Origin of the sequence: Pseudomonas sp. CAU 1711 (assembly GCF_039888625.1) — a bacterium.
Taxonomy (GTDB): Bacteria; Pseudomonadota; Gammaproteobacteria; order Pseudomonadales; family Pseudomonadaceae; genus Aquipseudomonas.
This window is the reverse complement of sequence record NZ_JBDQQT010000017.1, coordinates 105,293-125,169: the sequence shown is the minus strand read 5'-3', so window position 1 is coordinate 125,169 and position 19,877 is coordinate 105,293. Positions and strand designations below refer to the sequence as shown.

General features: G+C 64.6%; 15 protein-coding genes and 4 pseudogenes. 6 read left to right on the top strand and 13 right to left on the bottom strand.

All coding sequences use genetic code 11. From position 1 onward, the window contains the following. Window positions 1–220: 220 nt before the first annotated feature. Complete coding sequence (locus AAFN46_RS18355; RefSeq protein ID WP_347810133.1) at window positions 221–1,282, top strand: hypothetical protein; 1,062 nt, start codon at window positions 221–223, stop codon at window positions 1,280–1,282. 297 nt (window positions 1,283–1,579) lie between these two features. On the opposite strand, the pseudogene AAFN46_RS18350 reads toward AAFN46_RS18355, so the two are convergent. From AAFN46_RS18350 to AAFN46_RS18320, 7 genes and pseudogenes are all read right to left on the bottom strand, one after another. Then, window positions 1,580–1,876, bottom strand: a pseudogene (locus tag AAFN46_RS18350) (transcriptional regulator); the annotation flags it as partial. 186 nt (window positions 1,877–2,062) lie between these two features. Continuing rightward, a pseudogene (locus AAFN46_RS18345) lies at window positions 2,063–2,988 on the bottom strand (LysR family transcriptional regulator). 13 nt (window positions 2,989–3,001) lie between these two features. Continuing rightward, window positions 3,002–4,201: an MFS transporter gene (locus AAFN46_RS18340; RefSeq protein WP_347810132.1), complete on the bottom strand. Its 1,200-nt coding sequence runs from the start codon at window positions 4,199–4,201 to the stop codon at window positions 3,002–3,004. 85 nt (window positions 4,202–4,286) lie between these two features. After that, window positions 4,287–6,140, bottom strand: a complete 1,854-nt coding sequence (asnB, locus tag AAFN46_RS18335; RefSeq protein ID WP_347810131.1) for an asparagine synthase (glutamine-hydrolyzing) — start codon at window positions 6,138–6,140, stop codon at window positions 4,287–4,289. Window positions 6,141–6,162: 22 nt separating this feature from the next. Beyond that, entirely contained in the window at window positions 6,163–7,233 is a 1,071-nt protein-coding gene (locus AAFN46_RS18330) for a Gfo/Idh/MocA family oxidoreductase (RefSeq protein WP_347810130.1), read from the bottom strand. Beyond that, entirely contained in the window at window positions 7,230–7,733 is a 504-nt protein-coding gene (locus AAFN46_RS18325; RefSeq protein WP_347810129.1) for a GNAT family N-acetyltransferase, read from the bottom strand. The genes AAFN46_RS18330 and AAFN46_RS18325 overlap by 4 nt, the downstream gene beginning before the upstream one ends. A 1-nt stretch (window position 7,734) precedes the next feature. Then, window positions 7,735–8,891: pseudogene (locus tag AAFN46_RS18320) on the bottom strand (aminotransferase class I/II-fold pyridoxal phosphate-dependent enzyme). 156 nt (window positions 8,892–9,047) lie between these two features. On the opposite strand from AAFN46_RS18320, the gene AAFN46_RS18315 reads away from it, so the two are divergent. Next, entirely contained in the window at window positions 9,048–9,902 is an 855-nt protein-coding gene (locus AAFN46_RS18315) for a helix-turn-helix transcriptional regulator (RefSeq protein WP_347810128.1), read from the top strand. A gap of 17 nt (window positions 9,903–9,919) precedes the next feature. On the opposite strand, the gene AAFN46_RS18310 is transcribed toward AAFN46_RS18315, so the two are convergent. The 5 genes and pseudogenes from AAFN46_RS18310 to AAFN46_RS18290 form a co-directional block, all read right to left on the bottom strand. Then, a complete protein-coding gene (locus AAFN46_RS18310) occupies window positions 9,920–11,869 on the bottom strand; it encodes a relaxase/mobilization nuclease and DUF3363 domain-containing protein (protein WP_347810127.1) in 1,950 nt (649 codons plus the stop codon). 349 nt (window positions 11,870–12,218) lie between these two features. Next, window positions 12,219–12,743: a S26 family signal peptidase gene (locus AAFN46_RS18305; RefSeq protein WP_347810126.1), complete on the bottom strand. Its 525-nt coding sequence runs from the start codon at window positions 12,741–12,743 to the stop codon at window positions 12,219–12,221. Further along, a complete protein-coding gene (locus AAFN46_RS18300) occupies window positions 12,740–12,982 on the bottom strand; it encodes a hypothetical protein (protein WP_347810138.1) in 243 nt (80 codons plus the stop codon). The genes AAFN46_RS18305 and AAFN46_RS18300 overlap by 4 nt, the downstream gene beginning before the upstream one ends. Next, entirely contained in the window at window positions 12,979–13,617 is a 639-nt protein-coding gene (parA, locus tag AAFN46_RS18295) for a ParA family partition ATPase (protein WP_347810125.1), read from the bottom strand. The genes AAFN46_RS18300 and parA overlap by 4 nt, the downstream gene beginning before the upstream one ends. Before the next feature lie 244 nt (window positions 13,618–13,861). Then, a pseudogene (locus AAFN46_RS18290) lies at window positions 13,862–14,242 on the bottom strand (replication initiator protein A); the annotation flags it as partial. Between the two features lie 327 nt (window positions 14,243–14,569). Between AAFN46_RS18290 and AAFN46_RS18285 the strand changes: the two are divergent. Then, window positions 14,570–15,772: an ISL3 family transposase gene (locus AAFN46_RS18285; RefSeq protein ID WP_347810124.1), complete on the top strand. Its 1,203-nt coding sequence runs from the start codon at window positions 14,570–14,572 to the stop codon at window positions 15,770–15,772. A gap of 116 nt (window positions 15,773–15,888) precedes the next feature. Here the strand turns inward: AAFN46_RS18285 and AAFN46_RS18280 are convergent, their stop codons facing one another. Then, window positions 15,889–16,575, bottom strand: coding sequence for a hypothetical protein (locus AAFN46_RS18280; protein WP_347810123.1), 687 nt, complete (start codon window positions 16,573–16,575; stop codon window positions 15,889–15,891). Between the two features lie 106 nt (window positions 16,576–16,681). Between AAFN46_RS18280 and AAFN46_RS18275 the strand changes: the two genes are divergently transcribed. Genes AAFN46_RS18275 through AAFN46_RS18265 form a run of 3 tightly spaced genes read left to right on the top strand, consistent with a single transcriptional unit; the run spans window position 16,682 to window position 19,811 of the window. Beyond that, window positions 16,682–17,938, top strand: coding sequence for an ATP-binding protein (locus AAFN46_RS18275; RefSeq protein WP_347810122.1), 1,257 nt, complete (start codon window positions 16,682–16,684; stop codon window positions 17,936–17,938). Further along, a complete protein-coding gene (locus AAFN46_RS18270; protein WP_347810121.1) occupies window positions 17,935–19,284 on the top strand; it encodes an HD domain-containing phosphohydrolase in 1,350 nt (449 codons plus the stop codon). Before AAFN46_RS18275 ends, AAFN46_RS18270 begins: the two co-directional genes overlap by 4 nt. Continuing rightward, on the top strand, window positions 19,281–19,811 hold the full coding sequence (locus AAFN46_RS18265) for a response regulator (RefSeq protein ID WP_347810120.1): 531 nt from the start codon (window positions 19,281–19,283) through the stop codon (window positions 19,809–19,811). Before AAFN46_RS18270 ends, AAFN46_RS18265 begins: the two co-directional genes overlap by 4 nt. The last annotated feature ends 66 nt before the right edge of the window (window positions 19,812–19,877 follow it).

Sequence of the window (19,877 nt, the reverse complement as noted above, 5' to 3'; positions counted from 1 at the left end):
GTCTGCTTGCGCTTGCCGGCGTACTCGGCATCGGCGAAGGTCATCTGCTTCATCGGGAAACTCGGGCAACGGGATCGGCGTATTTCACCAGATTCGGGAAGTCTTCTTCAGAATTTCCCTAGGCGGGGCAACAATGACAAAATGCCAGCGCTGATCTAAACATTCCTGTGCTGTCCACCCATAGTCTCTGGCGCTGTCCCCCCAGAAGGAATAATCCTGAATGACGCCTCCCAAAGCGCTAACCCTTCTGGGGCTGGCCATACTCCTTTCCGCATGTACAACTACACAGGGCCCTTCCCCGACACTCAATAAGGATGGGCCTCTGGAAGCCGATACGACGAAGAGCGGCCTGACTGGCCGCTTTGCCATATCGGAAGCTGCCTCTCATAACGATGAGACCGACGATGGCCATGCCCGTCAAATGCTTGAGGACGGGTTTGCTCTCATCTACGCAAACTGCGACCTGTACTTCGCCTCTGCAGGGCAGACTCAGCGCTGGTTGATGGTCACCCGCGATACCGTGGGCGCGGTAGGCACCCTGGCCGCGTCTGTGATGGCCCTGCACGATGCTAGCAATAACGCCGTTGCCAATGTGGCACTGGCTACTGGGATCACGTTTTCTGGCCTGGATATTTACACCAAGAACTTCTTGTTCGCTGCAGAGAACATCGATGCGGTACGTGAATTGACCACCCATGCGTTGAACGTACACAGCGAGGCCGTACGGGAGCAGACACCCCTTACCTATGCCACCGCCAGTGTCCATCTGCTAGACAACCAGAACATCTGCACACCCGCATCGATAATGGCCTTGGTGCGACAGGCCATCAAGAAAGGGGATGTAATACCCATGCAAGACCGCTCCTATGAGCAACCGTTGGCGGCTAGGGCTGACGAAGCTGCACTTGCCGAACTGGGCGCGTTGCTCAATCCACCGGGCATGCTCTCGGTCGATCAGGCAGGAGCCCTATGGTGGCTCTACATGACGCCTACGACGGATGTGCAAAAAATGGAGATTGCCCGACTACTGAGTGATCTGCCGTCTACCGGAAACCCATTCGATAGCACACCAGCTTACAAGGCGGGATGGGAGAAGGAAGCGAAAGTGCGGCAAGCTTTGAGTAGGTTCAGCCCCGCAACCAAGAGCGCATTTACCAGTGCTATTAAGAAACACGAAGAAGACACCAAAATAAAACCTGCCGCTGTCACGCCGGATATACGTTTCAGCATGCCGGTCTCAGCCCCAAGGGCTGCAGGACGGGTCAGCGTAGAGATCCGCTGATCAGGCTTTATCAATGCCGGCTTCCAGCCGGCGCGAAGTCAGGCTTGCCTTTGCCCAACAGGGGTTGCCGAATACCTCAATCGGGAAGGCCGGCCTCGGGTCAGTCTTACGTTCGGACAACACGTTGTGGTCTGTCCCAGGCTAAGTGGACACTAACTCAAGGAGGGGCGCATGGCGTCGACGACGGTCTTTGCTCGATCAGGTTGGCAGTGAAGCCAGTTCCTTACCTTTTGAGCATTCCTGCTGGAGAGCTCTGCTGATGCAGTGGCCTGGCAGCGTTTCCTGATCTACGCCAGTTCGCATGAGTTCTGGGTGCTTGCTCAGGATACGGATCAGAACGGTGGCCTGGTCGCTGGGCTTTGAGCGGTTCTGTTCCCAGTTCTTGAGGGTTGCAGGTTTGGCGTGAATGGCCTGGGCAAATACACCCTGGGACATCTGCAGCCTTTCGCGCAGTGCGACGATTTCCGCGCCTGTTGCGGGTTCGATTGGCTTGTATTCGACCTTGTGGGTACGCAGCGTACGTTTGCCTTCACGTGCTGCGGCCAGGTCGTCGAAGCCTTCGATCAACTCGGAAAAGATATCGCGTTTGGTCATGGTGCTTGCCTCGCCTCCACTTCGCGCTCAAGGAGCGCTTTCAACTGCCTACGCTGGTCACTGCTCAGGTCATCGAGTTCGTCTTTGTCATACAGGGTGAAGAGCCAGAACTGCAGAGCGCTGTGCCAGTAGTAAATAACCTGAACTCCACGTCGTTTCCCTTTGTTGCTTCTGTGCCTGGGGCGATCAAGCAATCTCCTTGTGTGATGTATGATCCGGCAGCAACGCCTGACTTTCCGCCGGACTCACCCGCCCGATAAACCGGGCCAGTTGCTCGGCCGGTTCGCCTTCGCGTCGTATCAGGTAGGTGGTCGCATCGTGGGGCAACCGGCTAGCGGCCTGGCCACGACGTTCGGGTTGTTGAGTTCGGTGATGCGCGCCAGGCTGGAGAAACCCAATCCATACCCCGCGGCGACCAGCGCCATCATCAGGTCCAAGGTGGGGACTCGATCGGCAATAGTCAGCCGCATGTCCGCGGCGCTTAGCACTCGCTGCAGTTGTTGCCAGAAGCCTTCGCAGACCTGCGGATCACAGAGCACCAGCGGGTAGCGCAGTACTTCGTCTAGTGGCACGTGTCGATAGGTCAACAGTGGGTGGCGGGCAGGCACCGCCACCACCAGCGGATCGAACCAGACCGGGTCGGCTATCAGTCCATCGCCAACCTCGCCGGACTGGGCGAGCCCGATGTCGAACAGATCGTCGTTCAGGCCCCTGACCTGTTCGCTGAAGGTAACCTCCGACAGGCAGATCTCGATCTCGGGTTCTTCTTCGCGGCACTGGGCGAGCAGGGCCGCCAGGCGCGCCTGCGGGATTCCGTCGGACAACGCGACGCGAATGCGACCGCGGTAGCCGGCCGCAGCGCTCTTGACGCTGGCTTTGGCCTGGTCGACCACGGCCAGCACCCGGCGCGCTTCTTCCAAGAGCACCTTGCCGGCCCAGGTCAGGCGTGTGCGCCGCGTTGTGCGCTCGAACAACTGCACTCCCAGGCGGTACTCCAGTTCCTTGATGATCCGCGACAGGGGCGACTGTTCGATATGCAGGCGTGCGGCGGCCCGGGCGAAGTGCAGCTCCTCGGCGACGGCGATGAAACAGCGAAGGTGGCGCAGTTCCACGGCCTTTCCTCCGTCAGTTGTAGGGTTCGGCTTGCATGTCGCCGTTCCAGATTGGCCGGCGACGCAGGTTGACGATCTGCAGCAAGGCGCCCAGTGCGGCCACTCCGCCGGCACTGGCGGCCAGGGTCCAGGTGGGCAGCTGCAACAGCAGTACGAAACCACCGGCTGCGGCGCCGATGGCGCTACCCAGGTAGAGCGCCGACTCGTTCAGCGCGATGGCCAGGTTGCCGTCGCCCTGGGCCTGGCGCGCCAGGATCAGCTCGTTGTTCTGCGGTACCTGCAGGGCCCAGCCGACCGCGCCCCAGACGGCGATGGGCAGCATCACCAGCCAGGAGCTGAGGGCAGCCGCCGGCGGCAACACGAGCAGCGACACGGCGAGGATCAGCATGATGGCGAAGGTCAGCACCGGGCCCTTGATGCGGTCCACCAGCGGGCCGATCAGGAAGCTGCCAAGTACGCCGCCGATGCCCCAGACCCACAGGTAGGGGGTGACCAAACGTACCGCGCCGTAGGCCGGGTCGGCCAGCAGTGGGGCGATGAAGGTGTACATGCCGAGGCTGGCGATGGCGGCCAGCAGGGACACCAGCAGGATCACCAGCACATGGCCGTCGCCGAGGATCGCCAGCTTCTGGCCCAGCGTGCTGGCGGTGGCAGCCGGCAGGGTCGGAAGCTTCAGCAACAGACCGAGGAAGGCCAATAACCCGAGCCCGGTGACCAGCCACAGGGCGGCCTGCCAGCCCAGTTGTTCGGCGATCAGCAGGCTGAGCGGCACGCCGAGCACCACGCCGCTGGCCATGCCGCCCATTATGATGGCGATGGCCTGCCCGCGCTTCTCCGGAGTGGATACGGCCGCCGAGGCGCCAATGCCCATGGCCAGGTAGACGCCGGCGCCGATGCCGGCGATGGCGCGCCAGACCATCAGCGCAGTGAAGCTCTCCGCCAGTGCACTGGCAGCGTTGGCGATGACGAACAGGCCTAAGGCCAGCAGGAGGCCGGCACGTTGGCGATGGGCGGGGGTCAGGGCGACGAAGATCGGCGAACCCAGGCCGTAGGCCAGGGTGAAGGCAGTGACCAGCTGCGCGGCCACCGCGACGGACACCGCGAACGAGGCCTCGATCATCGGGATCAACCCGGCGGTGACATAGGAGGCCATGCCGAGGGCGAAGGCCCCCAGCGCTATCAGGTAGATGGGGGATTGCTTGGCTGTGTGCATGCTCGGACTCGCTTGCGTTGCAAGAACGCGTGGATGGGACAGCGGAGGGATGCAGCCCCGCATCAGGGCCACATCCGGTTGGGGACTAGAGCTCGAGGCTGACGTCGTACTCGCTCAGCCAGGTGTTGAGGCCGACCGCCAGCTCCATGCCCATGCGTTCGTACATGGGCGAGACGCTGCCGAGCGGCTTGGCCAGGGTTTGCTGTATACGGCCGCTGTCGAGCAGCGGCGTCACCGGGGCATTGCGATCGGCCTGGATGGCGGCCAGGGCATCACGCAGCGCCTGCTCATAGGCCGGATCCTGGGTCGAGGGGTAGGGGCTCTTGACCCGCTCGCTGATCGACTCCGGCAGCAGGTCGCGGGTCGCCGCGCGCAGGATGCTTTTCTCCCGGCCGTCGAAAGCTTTCATTGCCCAAGGGATGTTGAAGGCGTACTCGACCAGGCGGTGGTCGCAGAAGGGCACCCGCACCTCGAGGCCGACGGCCATGCTCATGCGGTCCTTGCGATCGAGCAGGGTCTGCACGAAGCGGGTCAGGTTGAGGTAGCTCATCTGCCGCATGCGCCTATCCTGTGCGCTCTCGCCCGGCAGCGCCGGCGCTTCGGCAAGGGCCTGGCTGTAGCTGTCACGCAGGAAGCTGTGCATGTCGAGTTGGGCCAGTAGGCCTGGGTCGAACAGGGTCTTGCCGTCGAAGTACTTGCCGGTGACCGAGGTCCGCCAGGGGAAAGTGTCGGCCTGGATCGCCTCCGGGTCGTGGAACCAGCGATAGCCGCCAAACACCTCGTCCGCGCTCTCGCCTGAGAGGGCCACAGTCGAGTGCTTGCGCACCTCCTGGAACAGCCGGTAGAGCGACGGCCACATGTCGCCCCAGAAGGCCGGCGGTAGGTCGAGGGCACGAACGATCTGCGCACGCAGCGCCGGGTCGGCCAGCTCACGGCTGTCGAGGGTGATCTCCTGGTGGCTGGAGCGGATCTTCTCCACCAGATCGCGCACGAAGGGGGCGTCCGGAGTGCCGCGCACGGCGTCACTGGTGAAGCCACTGCCGTGGTCGACGAAGTCGACGGAGAAGGAGCGGATGTTTTCCTTGCCGGCGGCCATCAGCTTCTTCGAGGCCAGCGCGGTGATGATCGAGGAGTCCAGGCCGCCGGAGAGCAGGCTGCACAGCGGCACGTCGGCGACGATCTGGCGGTCGACGATGTCCTCCAGCAAGTCGCGGGTGTGGCGGATGGTCTGTTCCAGCGTGTGCTCGTGCTCGTGCGCCTCCAGCTTCCAGTAGTGGCGGCGGCCGAGACCTTGGTGGTTGATGCGTACGATCTCGCCTGGCATCACCTCGCGCATGCCGTCGAACACGGCATGGCCCGGCGTCTTCACCATCTCCAGGATCTCGCGCAGGCCATCGGCGCGCACCTTGCGCGGCACCAGCGGGTTGGCCAGCAGCGCCTTGGGTTCGGAGCCGAACACCACGCCGTCCGCGGTGGGGAAGTAGTACAGCGGCTTGACGCCCATGCGGTCGCGGATCAGCAGCAGCTCCTGCGTACGCAGGTCCCAGATGGCGAAGGCATACATGCCGTTGAGGCGCTCGACGAAAGCCTCGCCCCATTCGACATAGGCGCGCAGCACCACCTCGGTGTCGCTGCGGGTTTTGAACTGATGGCCGAGTCGCTGCAGCTCGGTGCGCAGTTCGCGGAAGTTGTAGACCTCGCCGCTGTAGCTGATCGCTGCGACCTCGCGCGGGCCACCGTGCAGAGCCGTCATCGGTTGGCGCCCACCTTCCAGGTCGATGATCGACAGGCGCCGATGGCCCAGGCCGATCGGTCCGTCAATCCACAGCCCGCCGGCATCCGGCCCGCGCAGGGCCATGGTGTCGGTCATGCGCTGCAGGGTGTCGCGTTGCGTTTCCAGATTCTGGCTGTAGGACAGCCATCCAGCGATTCCACACATAGTCGTTCTCCTTGTGACTGGGTTACCCGAGGCTTTCCAGGTCGCTGTCCTCGGCCAGCACCACGCGCGCCTCGCCATGGACGTAGCGCGCCGGTGCTGGGGTTTGGGCATGGGTTTCTAGGTCGTTGAGCAGGCGCTGCAGCGCCACGGCGGTATCGAGGCCGGCGAAGGGCTGGCGGGGCGGCTCCTTGAGCGCCACGGCGCGCACCACCTGCCGGCACAGCCGCGAGAGCTTGTGTAGGGTGTCCAGGCCTGGCTCGTCGGGGGCGGTGGCGAAATCGTGCAACAGCTCCTCGGCGCCGTTGGCGCCGCGCGTCCAGATGCGCAGCTGGTCGTGGTCCCAACGCGGGGTGTCGAACACCAGGCGCGCATGGATCAGCCGGGCGTCGCGGTCGACGAAGGTGAAGTCCACGGTGCGCTGGCGCACGATGTTGACGAAGCTGGCATAGCCGGTGACCCGCGCTTCGCCCAGGCTGGCGATGAGTTGCACGGTGTCGAGCACCTCTGCGCCGGAGATGGAGAAGTCCGAGCGCACGCCGATCACACCATCGAGCTTGAGCTGGCCAGCGCGCGGGCAGATCCAGCCGACCAGATCCAGGGCATGGATCACCTCGCTGGTCACGCCGCAGGTGGGGCGGTAGTCGTTGATGCGGTCCTTGCCCCAGTGGAAGCTGGCGCGGACTAGTTGCCAGTCGTGGCGCTCGACCCAGTCGCGCAACTGCTGGGTTGCGTCCGAATAGCGCTCCACCAGGTCCAGGGCAAAGCCACTGACCTGGTCCAGCGCGCCGAGCGGCTCGTCCAGGTTGTCGCCTGGCGTGACCAGCGGTTTCTCGCAGAGCACGAAGCCTCGGTACCCGAACAGCTGCTTGAGCACGGGCGCATGGAAGTGGTCGTTGACGCTGACCACCACGATGTCCGGCTCGAACACCTGCAGCGCCCGGTCGACGCTGTCGAAGTAGGGCAGCTCGGTCGTCTTCTGTCGGCGCCCGACATAGGCCAGCGACAGCGGCAGGCCGGTGCTCGTGGCGATATGCTCGAAGGCTCGGCGGTAGCGGTTGCCGGCGTAGCCCAGGCCAATGATCAGGATCTTCATGCCGAGACCTCCTGACGGATCAGCAGGCGCTCGTCGCTGACGGCGAAGCCCAGGGTCTGGTACAGCGTGCCGGCGGCCTCAGTGCTCTGCAGCACCACGCAGCCGACGCCGCGGTTGGCAAACCAGCGCAGCAGGTGCTGCATCAACTGCCGGGCGATGCCGCGACCCCGCCACTGCGGCTCCACCACCACCGATTGCACCCAGCCGGACAGGCCATTGAGGCAGCCCGGCGCCGGCGCACGCTGGTCGATAATGGCGGTCGCACAGCCCAACACCTGGCCGGAGTCCTTGTGCTCGGCTGCGAGGACCTGCACGCAATCGCTCTCGTTCAGGCGGCTGCTCAGCCAGGTGCGGTAGGCCGCCCGCCAGCGCACCGCGTCTTCCGGCGTCTTGCACGAATAGCTGGCGGTGGTGCCGTCCAGCAGATAGGCGCGCAGCTCCACCAAACTGGCCAGGTCGGCCAGGGTTGCAGGGCGCACGGTAAAGAAAGACAGCTCCATCTCAGGCCACCTCCGCCGCGAACGCGCGGGAGGCCAGCGGGATGCTGAAATGCTCGAAGGTCTCGCGCAGCGACAGCGCCAGGTGCTCGATCTGCGCATCGCTGTGGTTCGGCGTGGCGTTGACCCGGAAGCGCTCGGTGCCCACCGGTACCGAGGGGTAGTTGATCGGCTGCAGGTACACGCCGTGGGTATGCAGTAGGCGCTCGGCCGCCGCCTTGCAGCGCTTGGCTTCACCCACCAGCACCGGCAGCACATGGGTTTGTGAGCAGGGCATCACCGGCACGTCATGGTGCTTGAGCCTCTCGCGCAGCTTGGCGGTCTGGGCATGCAGGCGATCGCGGTCGGCACCGCTGGACTTCAGATGCTCGACGCTGGCCAGGCAGCCGGCAGTGATCGCCGGCGGCAGCGAGGTGGTGAAGATGAAGCCAGTGGCGAAGGAGCGCACCGCATCGACGATCACCTGGGTCGAGGCGATATAGCCACCAATCACGCCAATGGCCTTTGCCATGGTGCCCTGGATGATGTCCACCTGATCGGCCACGCCCAGCTCGGCGGCGATACCGGCACCGCGTGGGCCGTACATGCCCACGGCATGCACCTCATCGAGGTAGGTGAGGGCGTTGTAGCGTTTGGCGACCGCAACGATCTCGGCGATCGGGGCGATGTCGCCGTCCATCGAGTAGACCGACTCGAACACCACGATCTTCGGTAGCCCATGCGGATACCGTTGATGATGGAGGCGTGGTTCAGTTCGTCACTGATCACCACGCAGTTAGGAATGCGCCGCAGCAAGCATTGGATGGTGGCATCGTTGGAGCCGAAGCCGGTGGGGAACACCAGTGCAGCCTCCTTGCTGTGCCAGTCGGCTAGGCTCGCCTCCAGGTCGGCGTAGACCTCGTGCGAACCACCGATATTTCGCGACCCGCCGGAGCCGGCACCATAGGCCTCCAGTGCGTTGTGCATCTGTTCTCGCACTACGGGATGCTGTGACATGCCGAGGTAGTCGTTGCTGCACCAGACCACCACGGGTTCCTGCTCGCGGCCGTCCAGTCTGGCCAATGGGTACTGGCCACAGATGCGGCTCAGGGTGGTGAAGGTGCGGTACTGGTTGGTGGACTTCAATGTCTCCAGCTGTTCCCGAAGAAGTGCTTGGTACATCCGTTTATCTCCTTAGCAAATGGGTGACACGTCTCTGCTGACGTCCTCATCTAGCAAGAGCCCTGGCCCGGGTATTTGCGGCCAGGTCGGGGTATTCTTCTTGGAACTTATGGGGGTTACAATTTGACTGTTTATACTGTTACTTGAGGTAATTGGATGAGCGCACCTCGTACACTCGAACGCACACGAGCGGAGTTGGCCGAGTTCCTGCGTAGTCGCCGCGAACGGATTTCGCCGGGTGAGGTGGGGCTGCCCGCCGGCAACCGGAGACGCACGCCCGGGCTACGTCGCGAGGAGGTCGCAGCCTTGGCTGGGGTGGGGTTGTCCTGGTACACCTGGCTGGAGCAAGGACGGGAGATCAGCGTGTCCGCGACCTTTCTCGACAACCTCTCGCGGGCGCTCAAGCTGGATGCCACCGAGCGCCGTCACCTGTTCCTGCTGGCCCACCAGCGCCTGCCGCCAGAGCCGGGAAAGACCTGGTGCACGGTGCCGGCGCTGATTCACCGACTGATGGGTGACCTGCCATTGAGGCCGGCCTATGTGCTCAACCTGCGCTGGGACGTATTGGCCTGGAACGTCGCTGCGGATCGGGTGTTTGGCTTCTCCGCGCTGCCGGCGGACCGCCGCAACTTGCTGTGGATGCTGCTCACCAGTCCGGCCATGCGTGAGCTGTTCAATCCCTGGGAGGAACAGGCGCTACAGATCCTCTCCAGCTTCCGCCGCGACTTCGTGCGAGCGACCCAAGACCCGGATATTGCTGCGCTGGTGAAGGACCTGGAGAAGGCTTCGCCGGACTTCAGGGAATGGTGGAGGCAGCAGGACATCCATGGCCCGTGCCAGGGGATGCGCCACCTGCACATCGAAGCGGTTGGCCAGGTAGTGTTCGAGCACACCACGCTGACCATCGACGAGGATCGCCACCTGCGGCTGGTCTACTACGCGGCCAAGGAGGGCAAGCCGCAAAGCCGAGCCTTCGAACAATGGCTGCAGCAGGAGCCGACGCTGGTCTAGGCTCCGGCGCCTGTTGCTCAACCAATCGACGGCCCGCGCTGGCGACCCAGTTGCCAGGACACGCTGTTGCCCTGGATCACCGCCGACACGCTCTGCCCGAGTCGCTGCTCGATCACCGGCTTCCAGGGCGCCAGGCTGAAGCCGATCCCATCGTCGAGCAGGGCGTAACGGCCGCTGGCCAGTTGCACGCTGCTCCGGTAGATCCCACTGACTCGCTGGCCCTCGACCGCCGGGCGGTACTGCATGCCTGTCTGCGCCGAGATCTCGCGCGCCGCCGCACTCAGCTCCCGCCCGCGCAGGGTGGCCAGCAGGTTGCGTGCGAGCACTACGCGTTGGCCCTGTCGTTCGGCCAGGCCCTGTTCCACCAGAAAGTCCGCGCGCTGTCGCAACGCTTCGCTTACCTCCTTGCCGAAACCTTGGTCGACCAGTTCGCGGTTGCCTCCGATCAGCTGTCGGTCCAACCAGATCGCACCAATGGCGCGCACCTGCTGCTCGAGGGGCAGCGGCGTGCGCAACTCGATGGCGACGTCACCCAGACGGCGACCATCATGCTGCCGGCCTTGCTCTGGCAGATCAGCCGGCACCCGCCAGACGCCCTCGGCCAGGCGATCGACGATACCGGCCTGGCGCAAGGCTTCCAGGCGGCGCACATGACGCTCGACCAGAGCCTCGGGATCATGCCCTTCGCTCGACTGCGAGCGTGCCAAGGCCAGGTGATGATCGGTGCGGTACAGGCCGTCCGCAGCCAACGCAGCAATCGACCTATCAACCGTGCGCGGCTCGCTAAGACTGCGTGTTTCCACCACGCCGCCGATGGGGTAGTCGGCCAGGTCCGCGCGGGCAGGCAGGGTCAGGTAATGCGCCTTGCCGTCGAGTCCATCGACCACCAGATAGCCACGGTCGTTGAGTTCGTCTGCAAGCCCCTTGGCCATGATCCGACCGACCACTTCGGGACCATCCTTGCCCGGCTTGAAGACCGCCAGCTCTCGCTGCACGCTACCCATGGCCCGCTGCATCGCACGCACGATATCGCCACGCTCACCCATGGCACGCAGAGTGACCTCGACGTCGTCGCGTAGGATCCATTGTCCTGGCCGAACTTCATGAACCAGCCCAAGCTTCTGCAACTGCTGCAGACGGCCGGTCAGCTGCTGCCGGCGCGGATGTTTGGCGAGCCCCTTCAGGCTGAGTACGCCGGCCTGGCGTTCGCGCAGCAGGGTGCGATCCAGAGTGGTGAAACGCTCCTGCTGCACCTCGCGCTGCAGGCCCTGCTGGATCTCCAATTCAGTAAGCGGGCCGAGCCATTCGGTGGCCAGTTCCGAGGCACGGTTGCGCATGCCCTCGGCGATGTAGTCGCGGGCGATCACCAGGTCCTTGCCGGTGTCGTCCTTGCCACGCAGAACGATATGGGTGTGCGGGTTGTCGGTGTTCCAGTGGTCGACCGCCACCCAGTCAAGACGGGTGCCTAGGTCGGCTTCCATGCGGCTCATCAGGTGGCGGGTGTAGGTGCGTAGATCGTCGAGTTGCTCGGCGTCCTCGGGCGAGACGATGAAGCGGAACTGGTGGCGGTCGTCGCGGCCGCGCTCCTCGAAGGCTTCCACATCGGCCTGGTCGGTCAGCGGGCCGTAGGCCTGGCCCGGATCTCCCTCGCGACTGACGCCGTCGCGCTCGATGTAGCGCAGGTGGCTGAGCGTCGAGCGCTTGCCGGCCTGGCGCAGGTTTACCAGGCGCGTCTTGATGGTGACGCGGCGGGCGTTGGACGGCAGTTGCTGCGCGCTGAAGCGAGCGGCGACATGCCCGCGGCCGAGACGGGCGCCGGGCTGGTGGCCCGCTTTGCGCAGCTTGCCGGTGCCGGCCTTGTTGGCCTGTCGCAGCACCTGGTTGACGAAGGGTTGTCCGCGTTGCTGCGGCTTGCCCGGCTGCGGGCGAAAGCGCAATTCATCATCCTGACGACTCCTTTTGCTCATGTTTAGACTCCTCCAAGTTGATCGCAGTACGGCGTATCAGGCACGCTCTCAGGCCGTTGCCGTTACGTGGTGAACACGATTTCGGCACCTGGCTATCCCGGCGCTGTGTCGCCGCCACCCCCCGTGCAGACTGCTTTGCGGGTCAACGAAGTGCCGCCCCCTTTTATCTTGCCCTCCGCTTTTTCCGTTCCTTGGCGCTGCTGAGTTGGGTAATCAGGAGGGGCGGGACGACGACTTCCAAAGCTCCTGGCCGGCAGGCGAGGGCAGAGGTATCTGCAGCCAGGCGGCCCGCGACTGCACACGTCGAGCGCATGCGGTCGGCAGGTGGGTCGACAGGAAAACGGCCAGCTCATCGACGCGACTCCAGCCACAAGGGCTCCGCCCGGCCGATCACCGCGTCGGCGGATATCGGGCCGAAGTAGCGGCTGTCGAACGATTCCGGGTTGCTGCTGAGCAGAAACAACTCGTCGCCGACGAGGCGCCGGCAGGCGTGCCAGGCTGGCAGCGCGCGTCCCTGTCGATCCCATTCAAAGCGCCTTGCCACTACGACGCCGTCAATGCGCACCTGACTGCCCTGCACACACACGTGCTGCGGTGGTATTGCTACCAGGGTCTTCAGCAGCGGCACATTCGCCGGCAGGTAGCCGCGTTGCGCCGCCAGCGACCTTGCCCCCGGCGGCAGACGAACCAGCATCAGGTCGCCAGGCGCCAGTGAGTCGGCCGGCAAAATGAGGTACCAGCCGACGGGCACGCTGTCGGACGCGTTGTAGACCAGTCGCGGCGTCGACGTTGTGAGCGCCGCCCAACCCAGGGCAGCCAGACTGCCGGCGAGCAGCGCCAGTGACCACCGCACGCCGCGACCACCCAGGGTCATGACGCAGCCTCCGGAAACTGCCGCTCCAGTACCTCGCGCAGCATCTCCGCCATGGTCACGCCGCGGTCGAAGGCCGCCAGCTTGATGCGCGTGCGCAGCGCCGGTGTCACGTCCAGCGTCAGCCGCGCGCTGTAGCGCTCGGCCTTGCCATGGTCGACGGCGGCGCCCCGATGTATCCAGGCTTCGGCCTGCGGGTCGGCCAGTGGGCGTGCGCCGATACCGATGCGCTTGCCGCTCATGGCGTCCACCTCAGCAACTCGTCTACCAGGCTGCTGACCTCGCGCGCTGCGGCGCTTTCTGGTGCCAGTTCACACGCCAGGCGACCGGCCGCCACGCTCTCGGCAAAGACGATGCGCTGGCGTACTTCGGTCTGCAGTGCCGGCAGCGGTTGGTCGGCCAAGGCGCCACGTGCCTCCCGGCCGATCACCGTGGTGCTGACGCGGCGGTTGATGGCGAACGCCGCGCGCAGCGTCGGCCTGAACACCTGCGCCTCGCGGATCAGGTTGACCATTTCCTCGCTGGCCCACAGGTCGTAGGGGCTGGGCTGCACCGGGATCAACACGCGATCCGCCGCCAACAATGCCGAGCGGGTGAGGGCGGCGATGCGTGGTGGTCCGTCGATGATGATGTGATCGGCACGACGAGCCAGCTCCGGGGCTTCCTGGTGCAGCGTCTCGCGCGCCAGGCCAACGGCGCTGAACAACCTAGGCAAGCCCTGCTGGCTGCGCCGCTGCGTCCAGTCTAGTGCCGAGCCCTGCGGGTCGGCATCGAGCAGGATGACGTTCTGTCCGCGCAAGGCCAGTTCGCCGGCGACATGGGTGGCCAGGGTGGTCTTGCCCACCCCGCCTTTCTGGTTGAGCAGGGCGACGATCATGGCCGGATCTCCCGGGCCAAACCGCCCCGATCAACACCTGTCCACAATCGAGCGCTGCTCCAATAACAAGTTAGAGCTTTTAAGTTAGTTAAGTTAAGGGAGGCTGGAAGCCCCGCCAGCCGTGGACTGCAGAGGAGCTCGTGCGCCCGATGGCACGAGAGTGATGCGCCTGATAGCACGTGCCCGGTTGCGCCTGATAGCACGACGGCATTCACAGCTTTTCCAGAAGATATCCCCGTGCCGTCTACGGCACGCGCCGGAAGGCCAGCAGCTCGGTCGTTGGGGGCAGGTGAACAACCTGCAGGCGATACCCCGGAAGTGGCTGCCGGGCGACCAGCGCTCGCAGGTCGAGAGCGAAATCCGAGTAGCGCGCCGAGCTGCCGGATTTGCGGTACAGGTGGCGAAAGTCGAACTGCCAGCCGTTCTCCTGCTTGCCACCATGCTTGCGCACCAGGCGATACAGCCAGCGCTCGATGCCGCCGGTGAGGCGGAAATAGGCCGGGTCGATGGTCAGTACCAGGGCCTGATCCAGAACCCCGCTGTAGAACCAGTCCGGCAGGATCAACTCGATACCCAGCGGCCGGCCATCCGCCGCGACCAGCTCCTTCCACTCGTTGATCCAGGAATGGGGTGCAAGGGGTCGAGTGTTCGAATCACTCCGTCCCGACCAAAAAACCCTAGAAAATCCAGTTGCTTAGCGGTGACTGGATTTTTTTATGCCTGATGGTTTCGAGCGATCTTGAGTTTTGTGTCGCCGAGAATGCCTTGCTGAAAAAAGATGTAGTACTACCTACTGCTCAAGGGCGGCCCTGGCTCATGTACGAGGTGCTTCCAGTGGCTGAGGCTTATTTTTGGTTCTTCGCGGACTCTGGGGGAAGAGCGAGTTGACAGTCAGGGAAATGGGTAGATTGGCAGTCGCCAAACACACCAACTCCCAGTCCCTGCTGTCGCCGTGCATCCTATTGATCTTGCCGCTTTCTGGCCAGGCCACGAAGTCGTTGCCTCTCGCTCCGTTGCTGAAAATACCCTGCTGATTGAACTCGAGCCCCAAGCCTCCCGAGTTCCCCTGTGTGGGCGTTGTCAGCAGCCATGTCCGTTGATCCATGAGTGTCGCCTGCGCCAAGTGCGTGACCGTGACCTGCTGGATCAGCGTGTCCTCCTGCAACTGCCTGTGCGCCGCGTCGACTGGCTGACCTGTGGACGCGTGACTGAGCGGATCGACTGGTTGGCAGCGGCCTCACGCCTGACGCGACGCATGCAGACCTGGCTCGAAGGCCTGCTGCAGATCTTGCCGATCAGTCATGTCAGCCGCCTCACCGGGCTGCACTGGCACACCCTCAAAGCCATCGACAAGCGTCGCCTGGAAGCCGCGGTGGGTGCCTTCGAGCCCGGTGACGTGCGGCGCTTGGTGATGGACGAGTTCGCCCTGCACAAAGGCCACCGTTACGCCACGGTGATCATGGATGCCGAACGAACTCGCGTGCTGTGGGTCGGGCACGGCAACAGCCGCGAGGCCATTCGGCCGTTCTTCGAACGGCTCGGCGAGCGCTGCCAGCAGATTGAGGCGGTGGCGATGGACATGAACACCGCCTTCGACCTGGAGGTGAAGCGGCATTGCCCGCAGGCCGAGGTGGTGTACGACCTGTTCCATGTGGTGGCGCGCTACGGCCGCGAGGTGATCGACCGTATCCGCGTGGATCAGGCCAACCTGCTGCGCGAAGATAAACCAGCGCGGCAAGTGGTCAAGCGCAGTCGCTGGTTGCTGCTGCGCAACCGAGCCAACCTCAAGGCCGAGCAGGCGGTGCAGCTGCAGGAGCTGCTGGAAGCCAATCAGTCACTGGCCACCGTCTATCTGCTCAAGGATGCGCTCAAGGACATCTGGTACGCGCCCAGCGTGTGGGAGGGCTGGCGACGTTGGCGGGACTGGCAGCGGCACGCCCGGGACAGTGGCTTGGCGCCGCTGCAGCGCTTCGCCAAAAATCTCAGGCGCTACATCTGCGGCATCCTCGCCAGTGCCCGCTTCCCGATGCACACCAGCCTGCTGGAAGGTGTGAACAACCGCATCAAGGTCATCAAGCGCATGGCCTACGGTTTCAGGGACTCGGACTACTTCTTCCTGAAAATCAAGGCCGCCTTCCCCGGAAAAGCGCGATGAGCCTTACTTTTCGGGGAGCGGCCTGTTGCCTGAGCGGTTGGTCAGCCCCTCAGAGGTGGCATGATCCACCTTGGTTGGGAATTCGACCTTGGTGTACGCATTATTTACACCGGACATCACAGGTAGTCGGCGAAGTAGCTGTCCAGTTCCCCCGCGTACTGGTCGAGCATGTACTGGGTGTCGGCGGCCAGCAGGTCGAGGAGGATCAGGCCGTTGAGGCTGGAGTCTTCCTCGGCCGCGGCGCGCAGCCGCTGCGCGAGGCCCAGGTTGACCTTGCGCAGGTTGCCGTAGATCTCGCGCAGGCCGTCCAGCTTCCAGTCCGGTTCGAGGCCGTGCTGAGCGCGCAGGTACTGCCCCAGCAGGTAGCTGCCGAATACCCGGTAGAGCGTCTCCTCCGAGCCGCAGAACGGCCAGTGGAACCAGGCCATGGCCTTCAGCGGGCGGGTGTGGGGGCAGCCGCTGCAGGCGCTTATCGCGCCCAGCATCGAGCCGGCCGCGCGTTGCAGGGTTGTGTGCTGGCGAATTTCCCGGTCGCGCCAGAACACCTGCACATCCACCTCCTCGTAAGAGACATGCCGCGAAATCAGGCGAACCGGCCTGTGCAGGGCGGCGGCCAGGGGGCACTCCTGCACTTGCTGCGGGTCGAGCGGGCAGTGGGAGCACTGGTGGAAGTCGAGGCGGGTCCACTCCTCCGGAGGCAGCGCCTCCAGTTCGCCCTCGAGGGCGATGCTGTGCTCGGCCTGCTGGCCGTCGGCGAAGGTGAAGCGGTAGCGGATGCTGGCTGGCTTCGAGGCAGATGTCATGGTCTATCCTGAGAGCGCATGGGTGTTTGTGATGGGCGCCGTGATACCGCTCATCCTTGGTGTTCGGCGTCTCGATTCAGTCGTCTTTCCTGCACAGGAGCGTGAGATGGAAAGCACTCCCCCCCAATTACTCACCGCACTGCTCCAGCAGATGGAGCTGGGCGTTCTGGTGCTGGATGCGGACCTGCGCATCGAATACTGGAACGCCTATGTCGAACAGCGTAGCGGACAAAGCCTGGATCGGCTGCGCGGCGCCTCCTTGCTCAAGGCATTTCCCGCCGCGGCGAGTCCCTATTTCACCCAGTTGCTCGAGTGCGTGCGCCAGGGTGAGGGCACCAGCCTGTGGCACTCTGGGCTGGCGCTGCTGCCCCTGCAGCCGGGCGAGGATGCGGCGTTGCAGAGCATCATGCTGGCGCCATTCGAGGTGCCGAACGGCGAGCGCTTCTGTGCTCTGGTCCTGTTCGATGGTGGGCTCATCGCGCTGGCTAATCACCGACTGGAGGAGGAAATGGCCGCGCTGAGCGCCCGCCAGGCCGAGCAGGACCAGGTGCTGCGGCAACTGGATGCGGCCAGCAGCCAGCTGCTGCAGTCGGAGAAGATGGCCGCCATCGGCCAGTTGGCCGCGGGCGTCGCCCACGAGATCAACAACCCGGTGGGCTATGTGTTCTCCAACCTCAAGACGCTGGGCGGCTATGTGCACGACCTGTTGCGCATCATCGATGCGGTCGACAGCGTCGAGACCCTGGAGGAGCTGCGCCAACTCAAGCGCAGCCTGGAGTACGACTACATCCGCAGCGACGCCGCCGTGCTGATCAACGAGTCGGAGGAGGGCATCGACCGGGTCAAGCGCATCATCGGCGCGCTCAAGGACTTCTCCCGCACCGACGAGGAGGAGTTCCGCCTGGCGGACCTGCATCACGGCCTCGATACCACGCTGAATGTGGTGAACAACGAACTGAAGTACAAGGCCGAGGTGGTCCGCGAGTACGGTGAGCTGCCGGAGGTCGAGTGCATTCCCTCGCAGATCAATCAGGTGCTGATGAACCTGCTGGTCAACGCGGCCCAGGCGCTCGAGGAGTTCGGGCGCATCGTCGTGCGCACCGGCTGCGAGGGCGGTTGGGTCTGGGTCGAGGTCGAGGACAGCGGGCACGGCATTCCCCCCGAGCTGCTCAAGCGCATCTTCGAGCCCTTCTTCACCACCAAGCCGGTCGGCAAGGGCACGGGCCTGGGCCTCGCGCTGTCCTACAACATCGTGCAGAAGCACCATGGGCGGCTCGAGGTGGAGAGTACGGTGGGGCGTGGTAGCCGCTTCCGCCTGTGGCTGCCGCTGCAGCAGCCGGCAACGGAGCAGGGTGAGGCATGAACGATATCGCCACGCCGCCGCAGGCCACGCTGCTCCTGGTCGACGACGAGGAGAACGTGCTCAACAGCCTACGCCGTCTGCTGCGCGGCTCCCCCTATCAGGTCCTCACCGCCAGTGGCGGTGAGGCGGCCCTGGAGCTGCTCGAGCGGCAGCATGTCGACCTGATCGTGTCCGACGCGCGCATGCCCGGCATGAATGGCGCCGTGCTGCTGGCCCAGGTGCAGAAGCGCTGGCCGGAGTGCATGCGCATCATGCTCACCGGCTACGCGGACCTCGGCACTACCATTGCGGCGATCAACGAGGGGCAGATCTACCGCTATATCAGCAAGCCCTGGGACGACGAGGAGCTGCGCCTGAGCATCCGCCAGGCCCTGGCCTTCCAGTTCTCCGAGCGCGAGCGCAAACGCCTGGAGCAGCTCACCCGCGAGCAGAACGAGCGCCTGCTGGAGTTCAACGCGACCCTCGAACAGCGGGTGCGCGACCGTACCGCCGAGTTGCAGCAGACGGCCGACATGCTCGACCTGGCCTACGCTGAGCTGCGGCACGGCTACGTCACCGCCACCGAGGTGTTCGCCAACCTGGTCAATAGGCGGGTGAGCAAGGAGCGCCAGACCAACACCCAGGTCATCGCCCTGGTACGCGCCTACGCCGAGCTGCATCAGCTGGGCGGCGCCGAGGCCGACGACATGGCCATGGCCGCGGCGCTGTACAACATCGGCAAGCTGACCTGGGACGACCAGCTGCTTGGCCGCCCGGCCGACCTGCTGTACCGCGACGAGCGCGCCCGCTACCAGCAGTACCCGGCCCTGGGCGAGAGCCTGTTGATGGCGCTGGAGCCGATCAAGGACGCCGGCCGCCTGATCCTTCACCACCAGGAGCGCTGGAACGGCACCGGCTTCCCCGACAAGCTCAAGGGCGAGGCGATTCCCTTCGGCTCGCGCCTGCTCAAGCTGGCGGTCGACTTCATCGAGTTGCAGCGCGGGATGATCCTCGACCGTCGCCTGGGGCGCGTGGAGGCCATGCAGCTGATCGAGAAGTACGCCGGCCGCATCTACGATCCGCAGCTGTGCAAGGATTTCCTGCAGATGTGCCGCGAGCATGCGCCGGACCTGGCCCTGGACGATCCGGACGTGATTCCGCTGGATATCCGCCGCCTGGAGCCCGGCATGATCCTCGCGCGCAACCTGCATGCGGACAACGGCATGCTGCTGCTCAACGAGGGCAAGCAGCTGACCCGCCCGCTGATCGACAAGCTGGCGGCCTTCGAGGCCACCGAAGAGGCCCACTACACGCTGTTCGTGCGCAAACCGGAGCAGCCCGACGAGGTGGAGGTAGGGACGCGATGATCAAGATCCAACTGGTGGACGACGAGCCGCACATCCTCAGCGCCTTGCAGCGCCTGTTGCACCAGCATCGCTGGGAGGTGCACGCCTTCACCGACCCCCATGCGGCGCTGGAGGCGCTGACCGAGCACGAATATGCCGTGATCGTCTCCGATTTCCGGATGCCCAGCTTGGATGGCATCACCTACCTGCAATTCGCCAAGCAGCGCCAGCCGCACGCCATGCGCATGGTGCTCAGCGGCCACGGCGATCGCCAGTCGATGATGCAGGCGATCAACCGCGCCGAGATCTATCGCTTCCTGTCCAAGCCCTGGGAAGACTACGAGATCGAGACGGCGCTGCTGTCCGCCATCGATCTGTACATGCTGCGCCAGGAGAATCAGCGCCTGCTCGACCAGGTCAGGAATCAGCAGAGCACCCTCGATCTGCAGGAGCAGGAGCTGCGCCGGCTCGAGGCGGAACACCCGGGCATCACCCGGGTACGCCGCGACGAAGACGGCTCCGTGCTGCTCGACGAGGAACCGAACTGAGTTTCCCTCCGTGACTGGACGGCGCGCGGTGCTGAGCTAGCGTAAAGGTGAAGAGCTAGCGGCAAC